We start from the raw sequence: 16,150 nt of genomic DNA, 5'->3' as shown, positions 1-16,150 counted from the left end.
GTCCGCGTCATTCACTAACGCTGCCAGTTCGCTTCGCGTTTTTCCAGAAAAGCCGAAATCCCTTCCTCGGCATCCGGTAGCATCATGTTGACCGTCATCACTTGCGAAGCAAAACTGTAGGCCTCGGTGAGCGGCATTTCAATTTGGCGATAAAACGCCTCCTTGCCTATCCTGAGCGTGGCAGGTGCCTTCGAGGCGATCTGGGCAGCCAGGTCTTCCGTTACCTCCTCAAGCGATCCGGTTTCGGCAATCCGGTTTATCAGGCCGATGCGTCTTGCCTCGTCCGCCTCGATCATTTCACCAGTCAACAGAAGCTCCATTGCTGCCTTGCGCGAGACATTGCGAGACAGCGCCACCATGGGTGTCGAGCAGAACAACCCGATATTGACGCCAGGGGTCGCAAATCGGGCTCCCCGTTCCGCGACCGCGAGATCGCAACTGGCCACCAGTTGTGCTCCGGCGGCAGTCGCGATGCCGTGTACCTGTGCAATCACGGGTTTGGGACAATGGACAATTGCCGTCATCAACTGCGAACACTTGCTCATCGTTTCCTGAAAAAAGGACTGCCCCTTGTCCGGCTGCAGACGCGCGGCAGTAAGTTCCCTGAGATCATGGCCGGCACAAAATGCAGGCCCGGTACCGGACAGGATGATGACGTGAACATCCGGAGTTTCTCCGAGACGCAATATCCCATCATGCAATTGTTCGAGCATCGCGACCGACAGGCTGTTTCGCGCGGCCGGCCGGTTGAGCGTCAGGCGGGCAAGGCTGCCGACCCGCGTTTCGAACAGAATGTGTTCTCCTGACATCTCTCAGTCCCTGAAAAGTCCACGGGCGATCACGACTTTCATGATTTCGTTGGTGCCGGCGTAGATGCGTTCAATCCTGTTGTCGCGATACATGCGTTCGATCGGATATTCGCTCATCACACCGTAACCGCCGAAAAGCTGGAGACATCTGTCGATGATCCTGGCCTGGAGATCGGTCAGCCAGTATTTGGCCATCGATGCCTTTTCCGTCGACAACCGGCCTTCCAGGTGTTCCGAAATGCAATGATCCAGAAAGACCTTGGCAACCGTCGCCTCGGACGCACATTCCGCAAGAACGAATTCGGTGTTCTGAAATTCAGAAATCTTTCTGCCGAAAGCAGACCTTTCCGACACGTAATCCAGTGTCAAACGGAGCGCGCGCTCCATTCGGGCCACCGCATAAACGCCGATAAGAAGACGCTCCTGGGGAAGTTGCTGCATCATCTGCACAAACCCCTGGCCCTCTTCGCTGCCCAGGAGTGCGGATGCAGGAACCCGCATGTCGTCGAAAAACATTTCGGATGTGTCGTTGGACTTCATTCCGAGCTTGTCCAGGTTGCGGCCGCGCCTGAAACCTTCAACAGTGTCAGTCTCCACCAGGAACAGCGATATTCCCCTGCCGCCCGTTTTTGGATCGGTTTTCGCGACGACAATGACAAGATTTGCAAGAGCCCCGTTCGTAATGAAGGTCTTTGATCCTGAAATCCTGTAGTGGTTGCCGTCCTTGATGGCGCTGGTCTTGATCGCCTGCAGATCCGATCCAGCTCCGGGCTCGGTCATCGCAATTGCGCCAATCAGCTCTCCACTGACCAGTTTCGGTAACAGATTTTGCTTCTGTTCTTCGGAGCCGTAGTCGATGATGTATGGAATGACAATGGAGTTGTGCAGGCCACCGCCCCACCCGTCGATGCCTGCAAGATTGCCCTGGTAGGCAATGACGGCGTCGTGGGCGAAACTTCCGCCCGGTCCGCCATAAGCTTCCGGAACCTCGGCGCCGAGCAGACCCATCTGGCCTGCCTTTTCCCAAATTTTCCGGCCGACATCACCGCGCGCTTCCCATTCCTCATAATGCGGGACGCATTCGCGTTCGTAGAACTGCCGGCACGCATCCTCAAGAAGAAGCAGTTCCTCGTTCATCCATGGAGATTTGGGGAATTCCAATGCCATGCGGCGATGTCCTGTATTCGACAAATTTGGCGCAAATCTAGGGTGGAATTTTGCAGCGCACTAATCCAATTTGATTTACAATTCATTCGGATCTTGAATACATTCACGCGACGTTCCGAGAAGATCCGGAGATGAATTGGCATTTCGTCTGATGAACTAACCAAATACTGACGACTGCGCCAATTCCAATTGGTGATCCACCCGATCTAAACTTGCTATTACGCTAGAAGCCGTCGGCGTTCATCGCGCGATTTTCAAGAATCTTGCCGCTTTTCCAATTCCCGTTCGCAACTTCGCTTGCCAGTATCTTGCGGACGATCTCGTAGGTCACTTGCGCCGAATTCGACAGCTGACGAAAATTGGGAACAGCAAGGCACACCGTTCTGGAAAGGCTGGGTTTGCAGATCCTGCGGGCATCGACGTCGCCTGAAAACCAGAGATCCGACATCGACGGCCAATTCATGACGGTTGCACCGATCCCGGCTTTCACCATGCTTCTTATCGTCAGCAGCGACTGCTGTTCGTAACAGATGTTGAGCCGTCCACCGATCTTGATCATCATGTTTTCAAGATTGCGCCGGACGTGGACCTTGCGGTTCGGCATGACCAACGGGACCGCCTGCAGGTCTATGAGGTCGATGTCGGTTGTGACGGGTTCGTGTTCTTCGCGTTTTTTGAAGAAGAACAAATTCTCTTCAAGGACCGGGTCAAATGTGACGTTCTGAAGATTTCCCACGTTTGCAAGGATACCGAAGTCTGCCTTGCCCGCTTCAAGAGACTGGCCTGCCTGATAGCCAAGACCGTCTTCGAGCTTCACCGATATCCCGGGATACTGCCGGGCGACCTGCTGGACGATGAGAGCTGCAAGTTGTGCGGCAAGACCAACCGGCAGGGCTATGATGACATCTCCGGTAAGCAATTCGGACTTCAGTTGCATGTCCGATCTGGCGGTGTCGATCTTTTCCAGAATTTCCCGCGCGTGATTGTAGAACTTCTGTCCAGCGTCGGTCACCGAGGTTCCGCTCGGCCCACGAACCAGCAGCTGGCAACAAAGTTCGTTTTCAAGGTCGGAAACCTGTCTGCTCAGGGCTGGCTGGGCGACATTCAGGTCTCGCGACGCGGCAATGAAGCCGCCTTGGTCGACGATGCTGCAAAAGTATTGCAACTGAATGAGTTTCATATTCAACCCGCTCTTCAGTGATGCTGTATTGCTATCAAGTGCGAGAGGATAGGATCAAATATCATCGCATGTCGAGCTTAGATCTCCGGTCGCTTTCCGAATGATTGATCCGGCTATGCTCAATACCTGATACCGATTTGGCATGAGATGTATATCGGAAAACAATTAGAAAAAATGATGCCAATGTATAGTTTTCGCTTGCATGAGACTATCGGGATCGCCGCTATTTGCCTGGGAGGAGCAAATGAAAATGTTCGACAAGTTGTGCCGTGCTTCAATTATCTCTGCAATCGTACTGAGCCTTGGAGGCCAGGCCGTTTTCGCAGAGGATTATCCGAACAAACCGATTGAAATGATAATCGGATTCAAACCGGGAGGCTTTTCCGATGCCATGGCGCGGAAACTTTCCGAACCCCTGGCGGAGGCTCTCGGGCAGCCCATCGTCCATAGTTACATGGGAGGTGCCGGTGGCAGTATTGCCGCGACCGCGGTCAAGGAAAGAGATCCGGACGGCTACACGGTCGTGGTCGCCACAAGCCTGACATTTGCTTTCAATCCTCACCAGGGCGAAGTCACCTATTCCAAGGACGACTACGATTATCTGCTCACGATGGCTCGCTTCGAAACTTCGTTCGTGTCTCTGGCTGACAAACCATGGACCGATCTGCCATCCATGCTCGAACATGCGAAATCCACCGGCATGCCATTGAAATTCGGGTCTCTCGGTCCCGCAGACCGCTTGCAGGCCAAGGCGATTTCGGAGGCGACGGGCGTCACGATCATACCGCTTCCGATCAAGGGCGGCGCGAACATGATGCAGTCCATACTTGGCGGTCATGTCGACTTCGGCCTCAGCGGCGGACCGCATATCAAATATGTGCAGTCAGGAGAAATGATCGTGCTGGCGGCTTCCGGTTCTGAGCCTCTCAACGCGACGCCGGACGCAGCGACCATGGAAAGTCTCGGTTATCCGGCAGTGAGCTACAACTCCGTGATCGCTGCACCGAAGGGACTGCCCGAAGATGTGAAGGCCAAGCTCGAATCCGCATTGCTTGAAGCGGCGAACAGCCCGGAATTCCAGAAACTGGTCCAGGGACGGCATGTCGGCATTCCTCCAATGGGTGCAGATCAAACAGCTTCCTCGATCGACACGATTTCAGCGACGATGGAAAACGTCATCAAGGGTTCCGGTAGCTAACAGCCTGACCTTGAACGGACCGAGCCGGGAGCAAAGACGTGTCGCTGACAAACCGAAACAAGGCAGCCCTGGTTTTCGTCTTGTTGTCTGGCATCGCCCTTTGGGGCCTGCCAGACCAGGTTCGCGGGCAAAACGAGTTGTTCGGAATGAACGGCACTTTGCTCCCGGCCCTGGCACTCGCCTTGATCTGCGGTTTTTCATTGCTGGACCTAGCGCTGAGCCTGTTGGTTTCACGTCGTTCAGACACCAACCGGGAGACGCTCAGGGCAAATGACATTCTTCTGTCCGCAGGCTTCGTCTACGGTCTTCTGCTGGTTGCCCTGAGTGCTGCCCTGTTCACGCTGCTCTTGCCCTGGATCGGCTACCTGCCCGCCTCATGTGCACTGGTTCTGACCTTGATGTTCGGGTTGGGCGGGCGCAAGCCGGTAGCAATACTTGTCATTTCTTTCGTTGCCGTTGTGGCGTTGTATCTCGGCATGCGTTTTGGCCTTGGCATTCATATGCAAGCCTGGCCAATCAACATCTTCCGGGCGAACTGACAATGGAAGCACTGATCGCCGGAATTCAAAACGCCACCGCCGCCGGGCCGTTACTGGCAATCGCCGCCGGTGTGTTCGTCGGTATTTTCATGGGCGCCGTACCCGGCTTGACTGCCGCTATGGCCATCGCTCTTCTGGCGCCGCTGACCTTTGGTCTGGACCCATTGACCGCCGTTGCCTTTCTCATCGGTATCTACAAGGGCGGTACCTTCGGGGGATCGATATCGGCGATATTGCTCAATGTGCCGGGTTCTCCCGAGGCTGCGGCGACAGCTTTCGATGGTTATCCGCTTTCGCGATCCGGCAAGGCCAGGCAGGCATTGCAGATGGCGCTTTTCGCATCGGTCGCGGGAGCCATTTTGGCAGATCTCCTGCTTTATCTGGTGGCGTTGCCTTTTTCGAAAATTGCGCTGAAATTTGGCCCGGCAGAACTCACGTTTGTCGTTCTCTTTGCCTTTACCTTCGTTGCCGGACTGACGGGCAGGTCGATGTTGCGTGGCATGACCGCCTGTGCCTTCGGGGTCTTGTGTGCAATGGTCGGCCTGGATCCGATGTCCGCTTCGCCGCGCATGACTTTCGGCCATGTTGAATTGCTTGACGGGCTGCCTCTGCTGCCGATCGCCATCGGTATGCTGGGGCTGGCGGAAGTCATGGCTGCCGCGGAGCGAGCCTTTGATCGCAGGCGCGCTTCCCCCGACACCAAAAGCGCACCCATCAGTTCAAGCAGCGGGCCCGGACTGTCACTGCCGGTGTTCCTGTCGCACTGGAAAACGGTATTGCGGTCAAGCCTGATCGGTACAGCGATCGGCGCATTGCCGGGCATCGGAGCCTCTCTGGCGGCTTTCGTCGGATACGGGTCAGCGCAGCGATATTCAAAGACACCGGAAAAGTTCGGACAAGGTGTCCTCGACGGTGTTGCCGGACCGGAAGCGGCCAACAGTGCGGTCGTCGGCGGAAGTTTCGTGCCGCTGTTGACACTGGGTATCCCGGGAAATGTCACGACAGCTCTGTTGATAGGGACGTTCCTTGTTCACGGAATCGAACCCGGCCCGCATGTCTTCAAGACCGAACCGGACCTGATCTACGGAATTTTCACGGTTCTCTTCATAGCGAACTTTGCGAACCTGGCGATTGGCCTGATGGGGAGTGGCCTTTACAGCCACATCGTGAAAGCCCCGGAATATGTCAGCTACTCGATTATCGGACTGACCTGCCTGACTGGTGTGTTCGCCTCGACCAACAGCCTGTTCAACCTCTACATCATGATCATCTTCGCGCTGATCGGCTTCTTCATGAAGAAATTCGACTATTCCTTCGTTGCATTCCTGATCGGGTTTGTCCTGGCGCCAGAGTTTGAAGTGTCGTTCCGATCCTTCCTGCTGGTTGCCCAGGGGGACCTGGTCGGGTTCCTGATGCAACGCCCCATCGCACTTTTGTTCTGCATGATGACGGTATTTGCGGTCGTCCGCATCGCATGGTCGGAGCACCAGAAGCGAGCCGTGTCGTCAACCACGACGCCGTCCCAATCCGAACAGAAATAGACACTGGAGACGAACATGAACGTTCAAACCAAAATTCGTGGCGGTGCTCTTCTGGCCCGGGCGCTGAAGGAAAAGGGCGTTGATCATGCCTTCACGCTGGCGGGAGGATTTTGCAACCCGGCGCTGGAAGGTTTCATGGAATGTCAGATGCCGATCGTGAATTGCCCGCACGAACAAGTTGCCGGTCATCTCGCCGACGGGCATACGCGGATCACCCGCAAACCCGCGGTCTGTCTCGTCGGTCCCGAAGGATTTGCCAACGCGGTTCCGGCGATGCTGGAAGCGTGGGGCGAACGCTCGCCCGTGATCTTCATTACGGGGTCTTCGACCCTGAAGCGTCAGGGAGCGGGAGGGTTCAAGGAAATCGACGATGTCGCGATTGCCGCACCCCTGACCAAATATTCGGTGCAAATCACGGACGGCGAGCGCATCAGTGAATTTGTTGATCGCGCCTGGCGTGCTGCGACCACCGGTTATCCGGGTCCGGTTCACCTGGCGTTGCCGGTCGACATCATGTTCTCGTCATTCAACGAAGATGCCGGCCGCAATGAGCGTCCGTTCGACCGATCTGACCGGCCCGTGCCACGCGCCTGGCCGGATCCGGAAAGACTTGAGCAGATCCTGGCAATGGTTCGTGCCGCCGATCGTCCCGTTCTGATCGGCGGGCACGGTGTCTGGTGGTCAAGAGGGGAAAGCGCACTGGCCGATGCCGGCACCAAGCTGCGTATACCAATCTTCAATGTGCCTTATCACAGCAAGATGCTGGGCGAGGAATGCGATGCCTACATGGGTCTTGCCGATTTCCACCAGTATCACCCCTCGAAAGCCGCGATCCAGGAAGCCGACCTGGTGCTGATGGTAGGTTGCCGATTGGACAACCAGATGAATTTTGGCAATCCGCCGTTCATTCCACCTGAAACCAAGCTGGTATGTGTCAACGGAAGTCATGAGGAACTGGACTACAACATTGGTGCGGATGTGCAGCTCCTGTCCGACCCGGCAGCATTTCTCAATTCCCTGTCCGATGTCAGCCAGACATGGGATGGGTGGCTTGAACTGCAAAGCGCTCGCCGCGCCGAATGGGTTGGGGAATGGTCACGCCACATTGCAGCCGAGACAGCCAAGGACGAGCTGGATGGTGGCAAATTGCATCCGTTGCAGCTGGCTCTGGACGTTCAGGCGGGCATGCAAGATGGCGATTGGCTGGTTTTTGACGGCGGCAACACACATTTCTGGAATGAGATCGCCACAAATATCGCAGCTTCCCGTGGGCGCAGACTGGGCGGGATCCTTCATCCGGGAAACTACAGCCTGCTGGGTGTCGGGGTTTCCTTCGCGCTGTCCGCGAAGAACGTCCACCGCGACAAGACGGTCGTGCTGGTGACAGGAGACGGCGCGTTTCTTTCAGGCGGACTATCAATCGAAACCTGTTTTCAGGAAAATATTCCGATCATTGTCGTCGTCGACAACAATGCCGGGCTTGATTGCATCAGCCAGCAACAGGAACGCCTGTTCAAGAACCGGCAGCACTACGCCACGGATTTTCGCGACATTCCGTTTCACACCATGTTCGAAGGTCTCGGCGGACATGGTGAGTTGGTCAACAGGCGCGAAGAATTTCCGGCTGCGATGCAACGGGCAATTGCCAGCGGCAAGACCGCCTGCATCAACGTGAAATGCCGCGGAGTGATATCGCCCATTGTTGCGGCGACCTCCGACAAGCGCGAAAAGGCGTCAATCGAGTAATGGCTGTCGTCACGTCGCATGCCCTGAACAGCGTGGACGGAAGTCATGCAGACGGCATCGCCGTGCGGCTGACCCGCCTGGGATCTGAGAGATTGCCTCTCTTTGCCACTCGCACGGATGCCTCGGGCCGGGTGTCGGAAGGTGTCGACATTCGGGAAGCAGACGCAGCTTCAGTTTATCAGCTGGTTTTCGATACGGCGCCCTATTGGGCGGACCGTATCGGTTCCAGACCCGACATCGGTTTTATCGAGCAGATTGTTCTGCGCTTTCAGATGCCTGACCCGGCAGGGACCTATCACATGCCCGTCATTCTGTCTCCAAACGGGTATTCTGTCTGGTTGTCCGGCTAACGATGGAGAGGAAGGACAAGTGATGGCTGACGCCTTGCCGGACACACCGTTTTTGGAGCGGATAAATTCCATCGTCGGCTCGGCCGGCTGGATCGATCCGACGCGAGCTGACGGTTATTTTGTCGATGCGCGGAACAGGTTTCGCGGCGATGCGCAATTGGTCGTGCGTCCATCATCGACCAACCAGGTCTCGCAAGTCGTCGCACTTTGCAATCAGTGCGGCGTTGGTCTGGTTCCTTACGGTGGCGGCACGGGCGGGTCGGCTGGCCATATCGATTTCGAACGACGGAAAATCATCGTGTTGTCGCTCGAGCGAATGAATGCGATCCGGTCGGTCAGTCAGGACAACGACACGATAGACGTGGAGGCCGGATGCGTTCTGGTGAATGTCAAGGAAGCGGCCCGTCAGCACAATCGCTGCTTCGGTCTGTCGCTGGCTTCGGAGGGCAGTTGCACGATCGGTGGCAACCTGAGCAGCAACGCCGGTGGTATCCAGGTCCTTCGTTACGGCAACGCTCGCGACATGTGCCTTGGAGTCGAGGTTGTTCTGCCTGACGGGGCGATCCTGAAGAACACCGGGGCGTTGCGAAAAGACAATACGGGATACGATCTCCGTCACCTGATGATCGGGTCTGAAGGGACGCTGGGGATCATTACCGCGGCAACGCTGAAGCTCTTTCCCGTGCCGAAAGAGATTGCAACAGTCATGTGTGCGTTTCCGTCCCCAGGTGCTGCGCTGGCCTTGCTTGGCGACTTGCGAAACGAGGTTGGCGAAGCGGTTACGGCTTTTGAGCTGATGTCGAGATTCGGGATGGACCTGGCCACACGCCATTTTCCGGAACTGGGCGATCCGTTCGAGCAATCCCATTCCTGGTTCGGCCTGGTCGACGTTGAGGGACATATCGGCATCGGAGCGCAGCTGGAAGGGGTGCTTGAGCGCATGTTTTCGTCCGGCATCGTCACGGACGCTGTTCTTGCGCAGTCGGGAAAGCAACGTCAATCACTGTGGAACCTCCGGGAACTTGCCTATGAATACAACAGGCAGGAAGGCGTGATTTTCAGTTCGGACACCTCGGTGCCGATTGCGGAAGTGGAAAACTTCATCGCGGCGGTGGAGTGTGCGCTTGCCGGGATCAATCCCTTGCTTCGCGTCAACTGCTACGGTCATGTCGGTGACGGCAACATCCACGTGAACGTATTTCCACCGAAAGGAGTTGCCAGGTCGCGATTCCTGCTCGTGAACCCGACCATCCAGAATGAGCTGGATATTGCAATCAACGAGACGACTGCTTCCTGCGGCGGATCAATCAGTGCCGAACACGGAATTGGCAGGGTCAAACGGGACGCGCTGCTGAAATTCGGCGATCCCGTCAAGCAGGCGACCATGCGCGCGATCAAGGCAGCGATTGATCCCAACAACATCATGAATCCCGGCGCCGTGTTCGCGAATTAGCCATGTTCGCAAACTGCAGTTGGTTTTGCCGGTCGAGGACAGGGGACGTTCAACGTGACATACGAGACGATAGAGGTCCGGCCCGTGACGCCGTCGCTGGGTGCCGAGGTCGACGGGGTTGATCTGACCAGAACATTGGCACCCCTCCAGATCCGGGAAATCCAGCATGCCTTGTTGGCCCATCAGGTTTTGTTCTTTCGAAACCAGAGGCTGACTTTTGAACGCCACAAGGAATTTGGCCGTCTGTTCGGCGACCTGGCTGTGCATCCTTATGCGGCCTCGCAGGAAGGACATCCCGAAGTGTTGCCCATCTATGCCGATGCCAATTCTAAACAGATCCCCGGTGAACGCTGGCATTCGGATGTCTCTTGCGATCCGGAACCGCCCATGGGGTCGATACTGCACATTCACACACTGCCACCCGTCGGTGGGGACACCTTGTTTTCAAACATGTACGCGGCTTACGAGGCGCTCTCGGACAGGATGAAAACCTACCTGGACACCCTGGTTGCGGTTCACGATGGAGCACCGGGTTATCGCATGCGAGCCGCGAAGGACGGGAAGCAGGAAAACAGGGAATTTCCACAAGCAGAACATCCCGTTATTCGAACGCATCCGCAGACAGGACGGAAACTGATTTTCGTCAATCCGGTGTTTACGACGGCAATTCTTGATTTGCCGGCTGCAGAAGGTGACATGGTCCTGCGGTTTCTCTTTGATCATTGCAATCAACCGCAGTTTCATGCCCGGTTTCGCTGGCAGGAAAACTCGGTCGCTTTTTGGGACAATCGCTGCGTTCAGCACATTGCAATGTGGGACTATTTTCCACAGACCCGAGCCGGAAACCGGGTAACGATCAGGGGCGACAAGCCCTATTGACCAGAGTCTGGGGCACAGAAATCATTCACGGGTTTTCAGATGCCGGATGTTCCTCTTTGTATCTGCTGCACATGAGTTCCGGATAGTCTGAATTCGAAATGGCGTCTTGCTCCGGCAGGAAACAGACATTCCGTCGTGTTTGCCCGACGAGATTGGCGGGCTGGCGCGAATTGATTTTCAATTCATTTGGTTTTCAAATATATTTGCCGAATGCATCCAGATTTTGCTTGTCTGGACAAGCCAGTGCATCGATGCCGTGACGGCGCAGGGCTACAAATACCTGGAGGACAGATTGAACCTACGACAGCTCGAGGCCTTTCGAGCGACCATGCGCAGCGGGTCGATTACCGAGGCAGCTGAAATGCTGCACATCTCGCAGCCGAGCGTCAGCAGGCTGATCGGAGATCTGGAGCGTTCGGTCGGATTTCCGTTGTTCTTGCGGTCGGGCCGGGGATTGACCGCCACCGTGGAGGCAAAGACCTTCTACCAGGGGGTGGAAGGCATGTTCGTCAGCGTGGACAGGCTGCGGGAACTGGCTGAATCCATTCGCACAACGACCGGTGGGGTCATCTCGATTGGAACCATTCAGTCGATCGCAACAATCGAGTTGCCGAAGGCGTTGAACAAGCTTTATCGACGGTATGACGATATCAACTTCATGGTCCATTCACGCAATACGCCTGCCATTCTGGATGCGGTGCAGTTGCATCAATTCGATCTTGGGATCGTGGGTCGGCAACCGCCTTACGAAGGAGTTGAAGTTCTTTCGCAACTCGCTGCACCTTATGTTTGCCTGATGCCGGAGGATCATCCGATCGCGGACCAGCCTGGTGCGGTCGATCTGGAGGAGATCGTCGACAAGGAGAATTTCGTGACGTTCGGCGGGGTGTTTCCCGATGCGATGTCCTCGATTGACAGCGATCTTTCCCGCAGAATGCAGAGACGCTCGCGGATTTCCGCAACCAATATTCCCGTTGCTGCCTCCATGGTGCGTGAAACGGGTGTATTTGCAATCGCGGATCCCTTTTCTGCCGAGCAGGCCGTGCGGATGGGAGAGGTCGTTTTTCGGCCTATCCAACAGGATCTGCGCTACTACATCTCCCTGATTGTTCCAGGGCGCGAACACCTGTCGCGGCAGGCACTGGAATTGGCCGACATTCTCTCTGCGCAACTGTCCGAGCGTGTCGAGGCAGTTAACAATTTCAACACTTAGTTTGCGGTGCAGAGACGAATCCACTTGGGATTTTTGAAAGACATCGACCAATTCATAGCAAATTCAAATACGTCGCAGATCTATTTCGATTGGTTCAAAAATTCTCTTCCGCACTAACATAGGCCCAACCTCTTGATTGTGGCGAGGGCCTTGAAATCGCGACCGAACCAGACAAAACAGCTGAACAAAGCAAGCGCATTTTCTCCACGGAAGACGCGCGTCAGCTTGCAAGCCGTCGACAGCCGAGACTGATCTTTGATTTTGTCGAAGGAGCAGCCGGCCGGGAGTTTGCCGCGGCGCAAAATATCCGCAAGTTCGAAGATGTCATGCTTCAGCCAAAAGTCATGGAAGACGTTGCGCATCGGACGTTGCTGAAACCATTCCTGGGCAAAAAATACGATCTGCCGTTTGGCATTGCGCCCATGGGCATGTGCAACTTGTCCTGGCCGAATGCCGATCATCATCTGGCTCAGGCCGCCAAACACTACAATGTTCCGGTCTGTCTCTCCTCTGCCGCTTCGAGTTCGATTGAGGAAATGTGGCAGTGGGCGGGCAAAAATGCCTGGTTTCAGCTTTATGCCGGACAGTCGGTGGAGCAGTCCCTGTCACTGATCGAGCGGGCTGGCCGCGCAGGTTACGAGACCGTCATACTGACGGCCGACGTTCCGCAGGTTTCGCGAAGAGTGCGGGATCTTCGCAACGGGTTTCACATGCCGTTCCGCATGACGCCAAAACTGTTGCTCGATTTTGTTCTGCATCCCCACTGGTCCCTCGCAACCCTGTTCAACGGCGCTCCGGAACCGAAAAACTTCAAGACCGCGAACGGAACCACGCAATTCGATCGCAGTGCGAGCCGAGCCAGCGCCGACTGGAAATTTCTGGAGCGGCTGCGGGCAGAGTGGCCAGGAAACCTTGTCGTCAAGGGCGTAACCTCGCCTGCAGATGCCGTCCGCATCCAACAAGCCGGTGTCGACGCGGTTTATGTCTCCAATCACGGTGGACGCCAGCTCGACAGCGTCCCCGCGGCAATCGACATACTTCCGCAAATCCGGACAGCGGTCGGACCCGACTATCCGTTGATTTTCGACAGCGGCATCCGAAACGGAGAAGACATCGTCAAGGCGCTGGCGCGGGGTGCCGACTTTGTCATGATCGGACGGCCGGTTCTCTACGCGCTGGGGGCGGATGGAGCGCGCGGTCTCAATACGCTTTTGAGTATTTTTGCCGAAGAAGTGAGCCTGACATTGGCACAGCTAGGCCTGAGCGACGTCGCGGATGTGGATGCGGAAGTCCTGGTTTGCCCTGACGACACAAACACGAGCGACGCGCCTGTCGCTACCCACTTTAACAAGAAACTGATGCGCTAGCCGAGGAGGCGTCCCAATCATGAACGCTGTTGCGAAAATTCGCGGCGGAGCATTGCTTGCCCGTGCATTCAAGGAAAAGGGTGTGGACCATGTCTTCACTCTTGCCGGCGGGTTCTGTAACCCGGCCCTGGAAGGGTTCATGGAGTGTCAGATGCCCGTGATCAACTGCCCGCACGAGCAGGTATCAGGACATCTGGCGGATGGTCATGCAAGGATCACTCGCAAACCCGCCGTCTGCCTGGTCGGGCCGGAAGGCTTTGCCAATGCGGTGCCTGCCATGCTGGAGGCCTGGGGGGAACGCAGCCCGGTCATTTTCGTCACCGGTTCGTCGACGCTCAAACGGCAGGGGGCAGGTGGTTTCAAGGAGATCGACGACGTCGCGATTGCCGCACCGCTGTGCAAATACTCCGCGCAAATAGTCGATGGCACACGCATCAGCGAATTTGTCGATCGTGCCTGGACCGCGGCCACGACGGGATATCCCGGTCCGGTTCACCTGGCGCTGCCCGTGGACATCATGTTTTCTTCATTCGAAGAAGATGCTGGCCGGGCCGAACGTCCGTTTGACCGGTCAGATAGACCACTCCCCCGCGCGTGGCCGGACCCCAGCCGACTGGCGGAAGTGCTGGATCTTGTGAAGGCGTCGGAACGGCCGGTGATGATTGGCGGGCACGGGGTCTGGTGGAGCGGAAGCGAAGCAAAACTCGGCGTTGCCGGCACCAGACTGAAGATGCCCGTTTTCAATGTGCCCTATCACACCAAGATGCTGGGAGAGGATTGTGACGCCTATATGGGGCTCGCCGACTTTCACCAGTACCATCCCTCCAGACCAGCCATTCATGAAGCCGATCTGGTCCTGATGGTGGGATGCCGACTGGACAACCAGATGAATTTCGGCAATCCGCCGTTCATACCGCCGGAAACGAAGTTGATCTGTGTGAACGGCAGCCATGAAGAGCTCGAATACAATATCGGAGCCGACATTCAGCTTCTGTCCGATCCCGGAGCGTTTCTGGAGGCCCTGGCGGGTGTATCTGAAACCTGGACCGACTGGCTGGAACTCCAACGCAGGCGGCGTTCCGACTGGGTGTCGGAATGGTCGGATCATATTGCCGCAGAAACCGCTGAAGACACCGCGCAGGGCCGCCAGATGCACCCTCTCCAGCTTGCACTTGATGTCCAGGCCGGCATGACCGATGGCGACTGGCTGGTCTTTGACGGCGGCAATACCCACTTCTGGAATGAAATCGCCACGAATATTGCTGCCGCAAGAGGACGCACACTTGGCGGAATACTTCACCCGGGCAACTACAGCCTGCTGGGTGTGGGGGTTCCATTTGCACTCGCCGCAAAAAACACGCATCCCGACAAGACCGTGGTGCTCGTGACCGGTGACGGGGCGTTCTTGTCGGGCGGACTGTCGATCGAGACCTGTTTTCAGGAAAATATTCCGATCGTGGTTGTCGTTGACAACAATGGCGGCCTGGATTGCATCAGCCAGCAACAGGAACGACTGTTCAAGAACCAGCAGCACTTTGCGACCGACTTCAGGGACATACCCTTTCACTCGATGTTCGAAGGTCTTGGAGGATACGGCGAACTTGTAGAGCGCAGGGAGCAGTTCGGCCCGGCACTTCAGCGGGCAATCGCAAGCGGCAAGACGGCATGCGTCAATGTCAAATGCAGAGGGGTTATCAGTCCGATTGTTGCCGCGACATCCGACAAGCGCGACAAGGCCTCGATCGAGTGATGGCCGTTGTCTCTTCTCATGTCCTGAACGGGGTTGATGGAACACATGCGGGCAGTGTCGGCATTGTGCTCCACGAGATAGGCCAAGACGGGTCCAGAAGATGCGTCTTCGCGAGCGAAACGGATCCGGGTGGTCGTTTGGTCGAAACGATAGACGCAAGCGAGATCGATCCATCGGCCGACTACGAACTGGTTCTTGGGTCTGGACGTTATTGGGCTGAAATACACCCGGAAGCAGACAACAATCAGATCATTGGCGAAGTCGTCCTGCGTTTTCGAATGCCCGACAACAATGCCAGGTATCACATGCCGGTGATACTCTCGCCGAACTCTTATTCGACGTGGCTTTCACGATGAGAACTGCTCGACAGTCAACCTGACCAAGTTTACGCGGCGACCTGATACCAATTTGAATGTGCACGAGCGTAGATGCCCACCATCGCTAGCCAACCGAACCTCACGGCATTCTGCACCAGGAGGGGAAACCGGTTGGCGGCATCCGGCATTGCTCCATTGTGACCGGTCGAAAATCCGGCTGGCGCGGGCCGGCCGGAGTTCCAGTTTGCCGGCTCAGTATGTCGCCAACTTCCAGTTTCCGATGAACTGGCGAACGCGGCGATAGCTGTGACAATTGCTCAAAAAAGCAGTTTGTTCTCCAGGCGGCATTGAATGTTCCAACGAAGCCGACCTGCGCCGGCTAATCTGAAGCGAACCTTTTGCAAGTGGCAATATTGTCCGCTGAGGGGATCCTTCCCAGGGGAGCAGTTATTCCCGACTTGCCGATTGTCCGGTTTCCTTGATGTGCACTAGCTCGTCTGGCCTCTGATGGTGTCGTGCAACGCGTCAATAAAACTCGATATCCGCGCAAAATTCCGAACTGGTGTTCCGGCGCCGTTGATTTGAATTGAGTTGCCGGAACGACCGGCAACTTGACCTCGTGACCTCAAAGTGCAATATTT

14 protein-coding genes are annotated in these 16,150 nt (G+C 56.2%); 11 read left to right on the top strand and 3 right to left on the bottom strand.

The genetic code is table 11. From position 1 onward, the window contains the following. Positions 1–14: 14 nt before the first annotated feature. From LA5095_RS05575 to LA5095_RS05565, 3 genes are all read right to left on the bottom strand, one after another. On the bottom strand, positions 15–809 hold the full coding sequence (locus LA5095_RS05575; protein WP_055112910.1) for an enoyl-CoA hydratase: 795 nt from the start codon (positions 807–809) through the stop codon (positions 15–17). Between the two features lie 3 nt (positions 810–812). Continuing rightward, positions 813–1,976: an acyl-CoA dehydrogenase family protein gene (locus tag LA5095_RS05570; RefSeq protein WP_055112908.1), complete on the bottom strand. Its 1,164-nt coding sequence runs from the start codon at positions 1,974–1,976 to the stop codon at positions 813–815. A gap of 223 nt (positions 1,977–2,199) precedes the next feature. Beyond that, positions 2,200–3,156 carry a LysR family transcriptional regulator gene (locus LA5095_RS05565; protein WP_055112906.1) on the bottom strand — a complete coding sequence of 319 codons (957 nt, stop codon included), beginning with the start codon at positions 3,154–3,156 and terminating at the stop codon, positions 2,200–2,202. 244 nt (positions 3,157–3,400) lie between these two features. On the opposite strand from LA5095_RS05565, the gene LA5095_RS05560 reads away from it, so the two are divergent. The 11 genes from LA5095_RS05560 (at position 3,401) to LA5095_RS05510 (ending at position 15,548) form a co-directional block, all read left to right on the top strand. Then, the gene (locus LA5095_RS05560; RefSeq protein ID WP_055112904.1) at positions 3,401–4,354 is read left to right on the top strand and encodes a tripartite tricarboxylate transporter substrate binding protein; all 954 of its coding nucleotides are present in this window, start codon (positions 3,401–3,403) and stop codon (positions 4,352–4,354) included. 38 nt (positions 4,355–4,392) lie between these two features. Further along, a complete protein-coding gene (locus LA5095_RS05555) occupies positions 4,393–4,893 on the top strand; it encodes a tripartite tricarboxylate transporter TctB family protein (protein WP_055112902.1) in 501 nt (166 codons plus the stop codon). A 2-nt stretch (positions 4,894–4,895) separates the two neighbouring features. Then, positions 4,896–6,434, top strand: a complete 1,539-nt coding sequence (locus LA5095_RS05550; RefSeq protein WP_055112900.1) for a tripartite tricarboxylate transporter permease — start codon at positions 4,896–4,898, stop codon at positions 6,432–6,434. A 15-nt stretch (positions 6,435–6,449) separates the two neighbouring features. Next, positions 6,450–8,180 (top strand): thiamine pyrophosphate-binding protein, encoded by a 1,731-nt coding sequence (locus LA5095_RS05545; protein ID WP_055112898.1) that lies wholly within the window; start codon positions 6,450–6,452, stop codon positions 8,178–8,180. Continuing rightward, positions 8,180–8,530, top strand: a complete 351-nt coding sequence (locus LA5095_RS05540) for a hydroxyisourate hydrolase (RefSeq protein ID WP_055112896.1) — start codon at positions 8,180–8,182, stop codon at positions 8,528–8,530. Before LA5095_RS05545 ends, LA5095_RS05540 begins: the two co-directional genes overlap by 1 nt. A gap of 22 nt (positions 8,531–8,552) precedes the next feature. Continuing rightward, positions 8,553–9,983, top strand: a complete 1,431-nt coding sequence (locus tag LA5095_RS05535; RefSeq protein ID WP_055112894.1) for an FAD-binding oxidoreductase — start codon at positions 8,553–8,555, stop codon at positions 9,981–9,983. Positions 9,984–10,037: 54 nt separating this feature from the next. Then, positions 10,038–10,862 carry a TauD/TfdA dioxygenase family protein gene (locus LA5095_RS05530; protein WP_055112892.1) on the top strand — a complete coding sequence of 275 codons (825 nt, stop codon included), beginning with the start codon at positions 10,038–10,040 and terminating at the stop codon, positions 10,860–10,862. Between the two features lie 292 nt (positions 10,863–11,154). Beyond that, a complete protein-coding gene (locus LA5095_RS05525; RefSeq protein WP_144435937.1) occupies positions 11,155–12,075 on the top strand; it encodes a LysR family transcriptional regulator in 921 nt (306 codons plus the stop codon). A 155-nt stretch (positions 12,076–12,230) separates the two neighbouring features. Continuing rightward, entirely contained in the window at positions 12,231–13,442 is a 1,212-nt protein-coding gene (locus tag LA5095_RS05520; protein WP_208992608.1) for an alpha-hydroxy acid oxidase, read from the top strand. 19 nt (positions 13,443–13,461) lie between these two features. Further along, complete coding sequence (locus LA5095_RS05515; RefSeq protein ID WP_055112886.1) at positions 13,462–15,192, top strand: thiamine pyrophosphate-binding protein; 1,731 nt, start codon at positions 13,462–13,464, stop codon at positions 15,190–15,192. Continuing rightward, positions 15,192–15,548 carry a hydroxyisourate hydrolase gene (locus LA5095_RS05510; RefSeq protein ID WP_055112884.1) on the top strand — a complete coding sequence of 119 codons (357 nt, stop codon included), beginning with the start codon at positions 15,192–15,194 and terminating at the stop codon, positions 15,546–15,548. The genes LA5095_RS05515 and LA5095_RS05510 overlap by 1 nt, the downstream gene beginning before the upstream one ends. Positions 15,549–16,150 lie beyond the last annotated feature (602 nt).

It is taken from the genome of Roseibium album, assembly GCF_001404515.1.
Classification (GTDB): Bacteria; Pseudomonadota; Alphaproteobacteria; order Rhizobiales; family Stappiaceae; genus Roseibium; species Roseibium album.
This window is presented reverse-complemented; position numbering and strand designations above follow the sequence as displayed.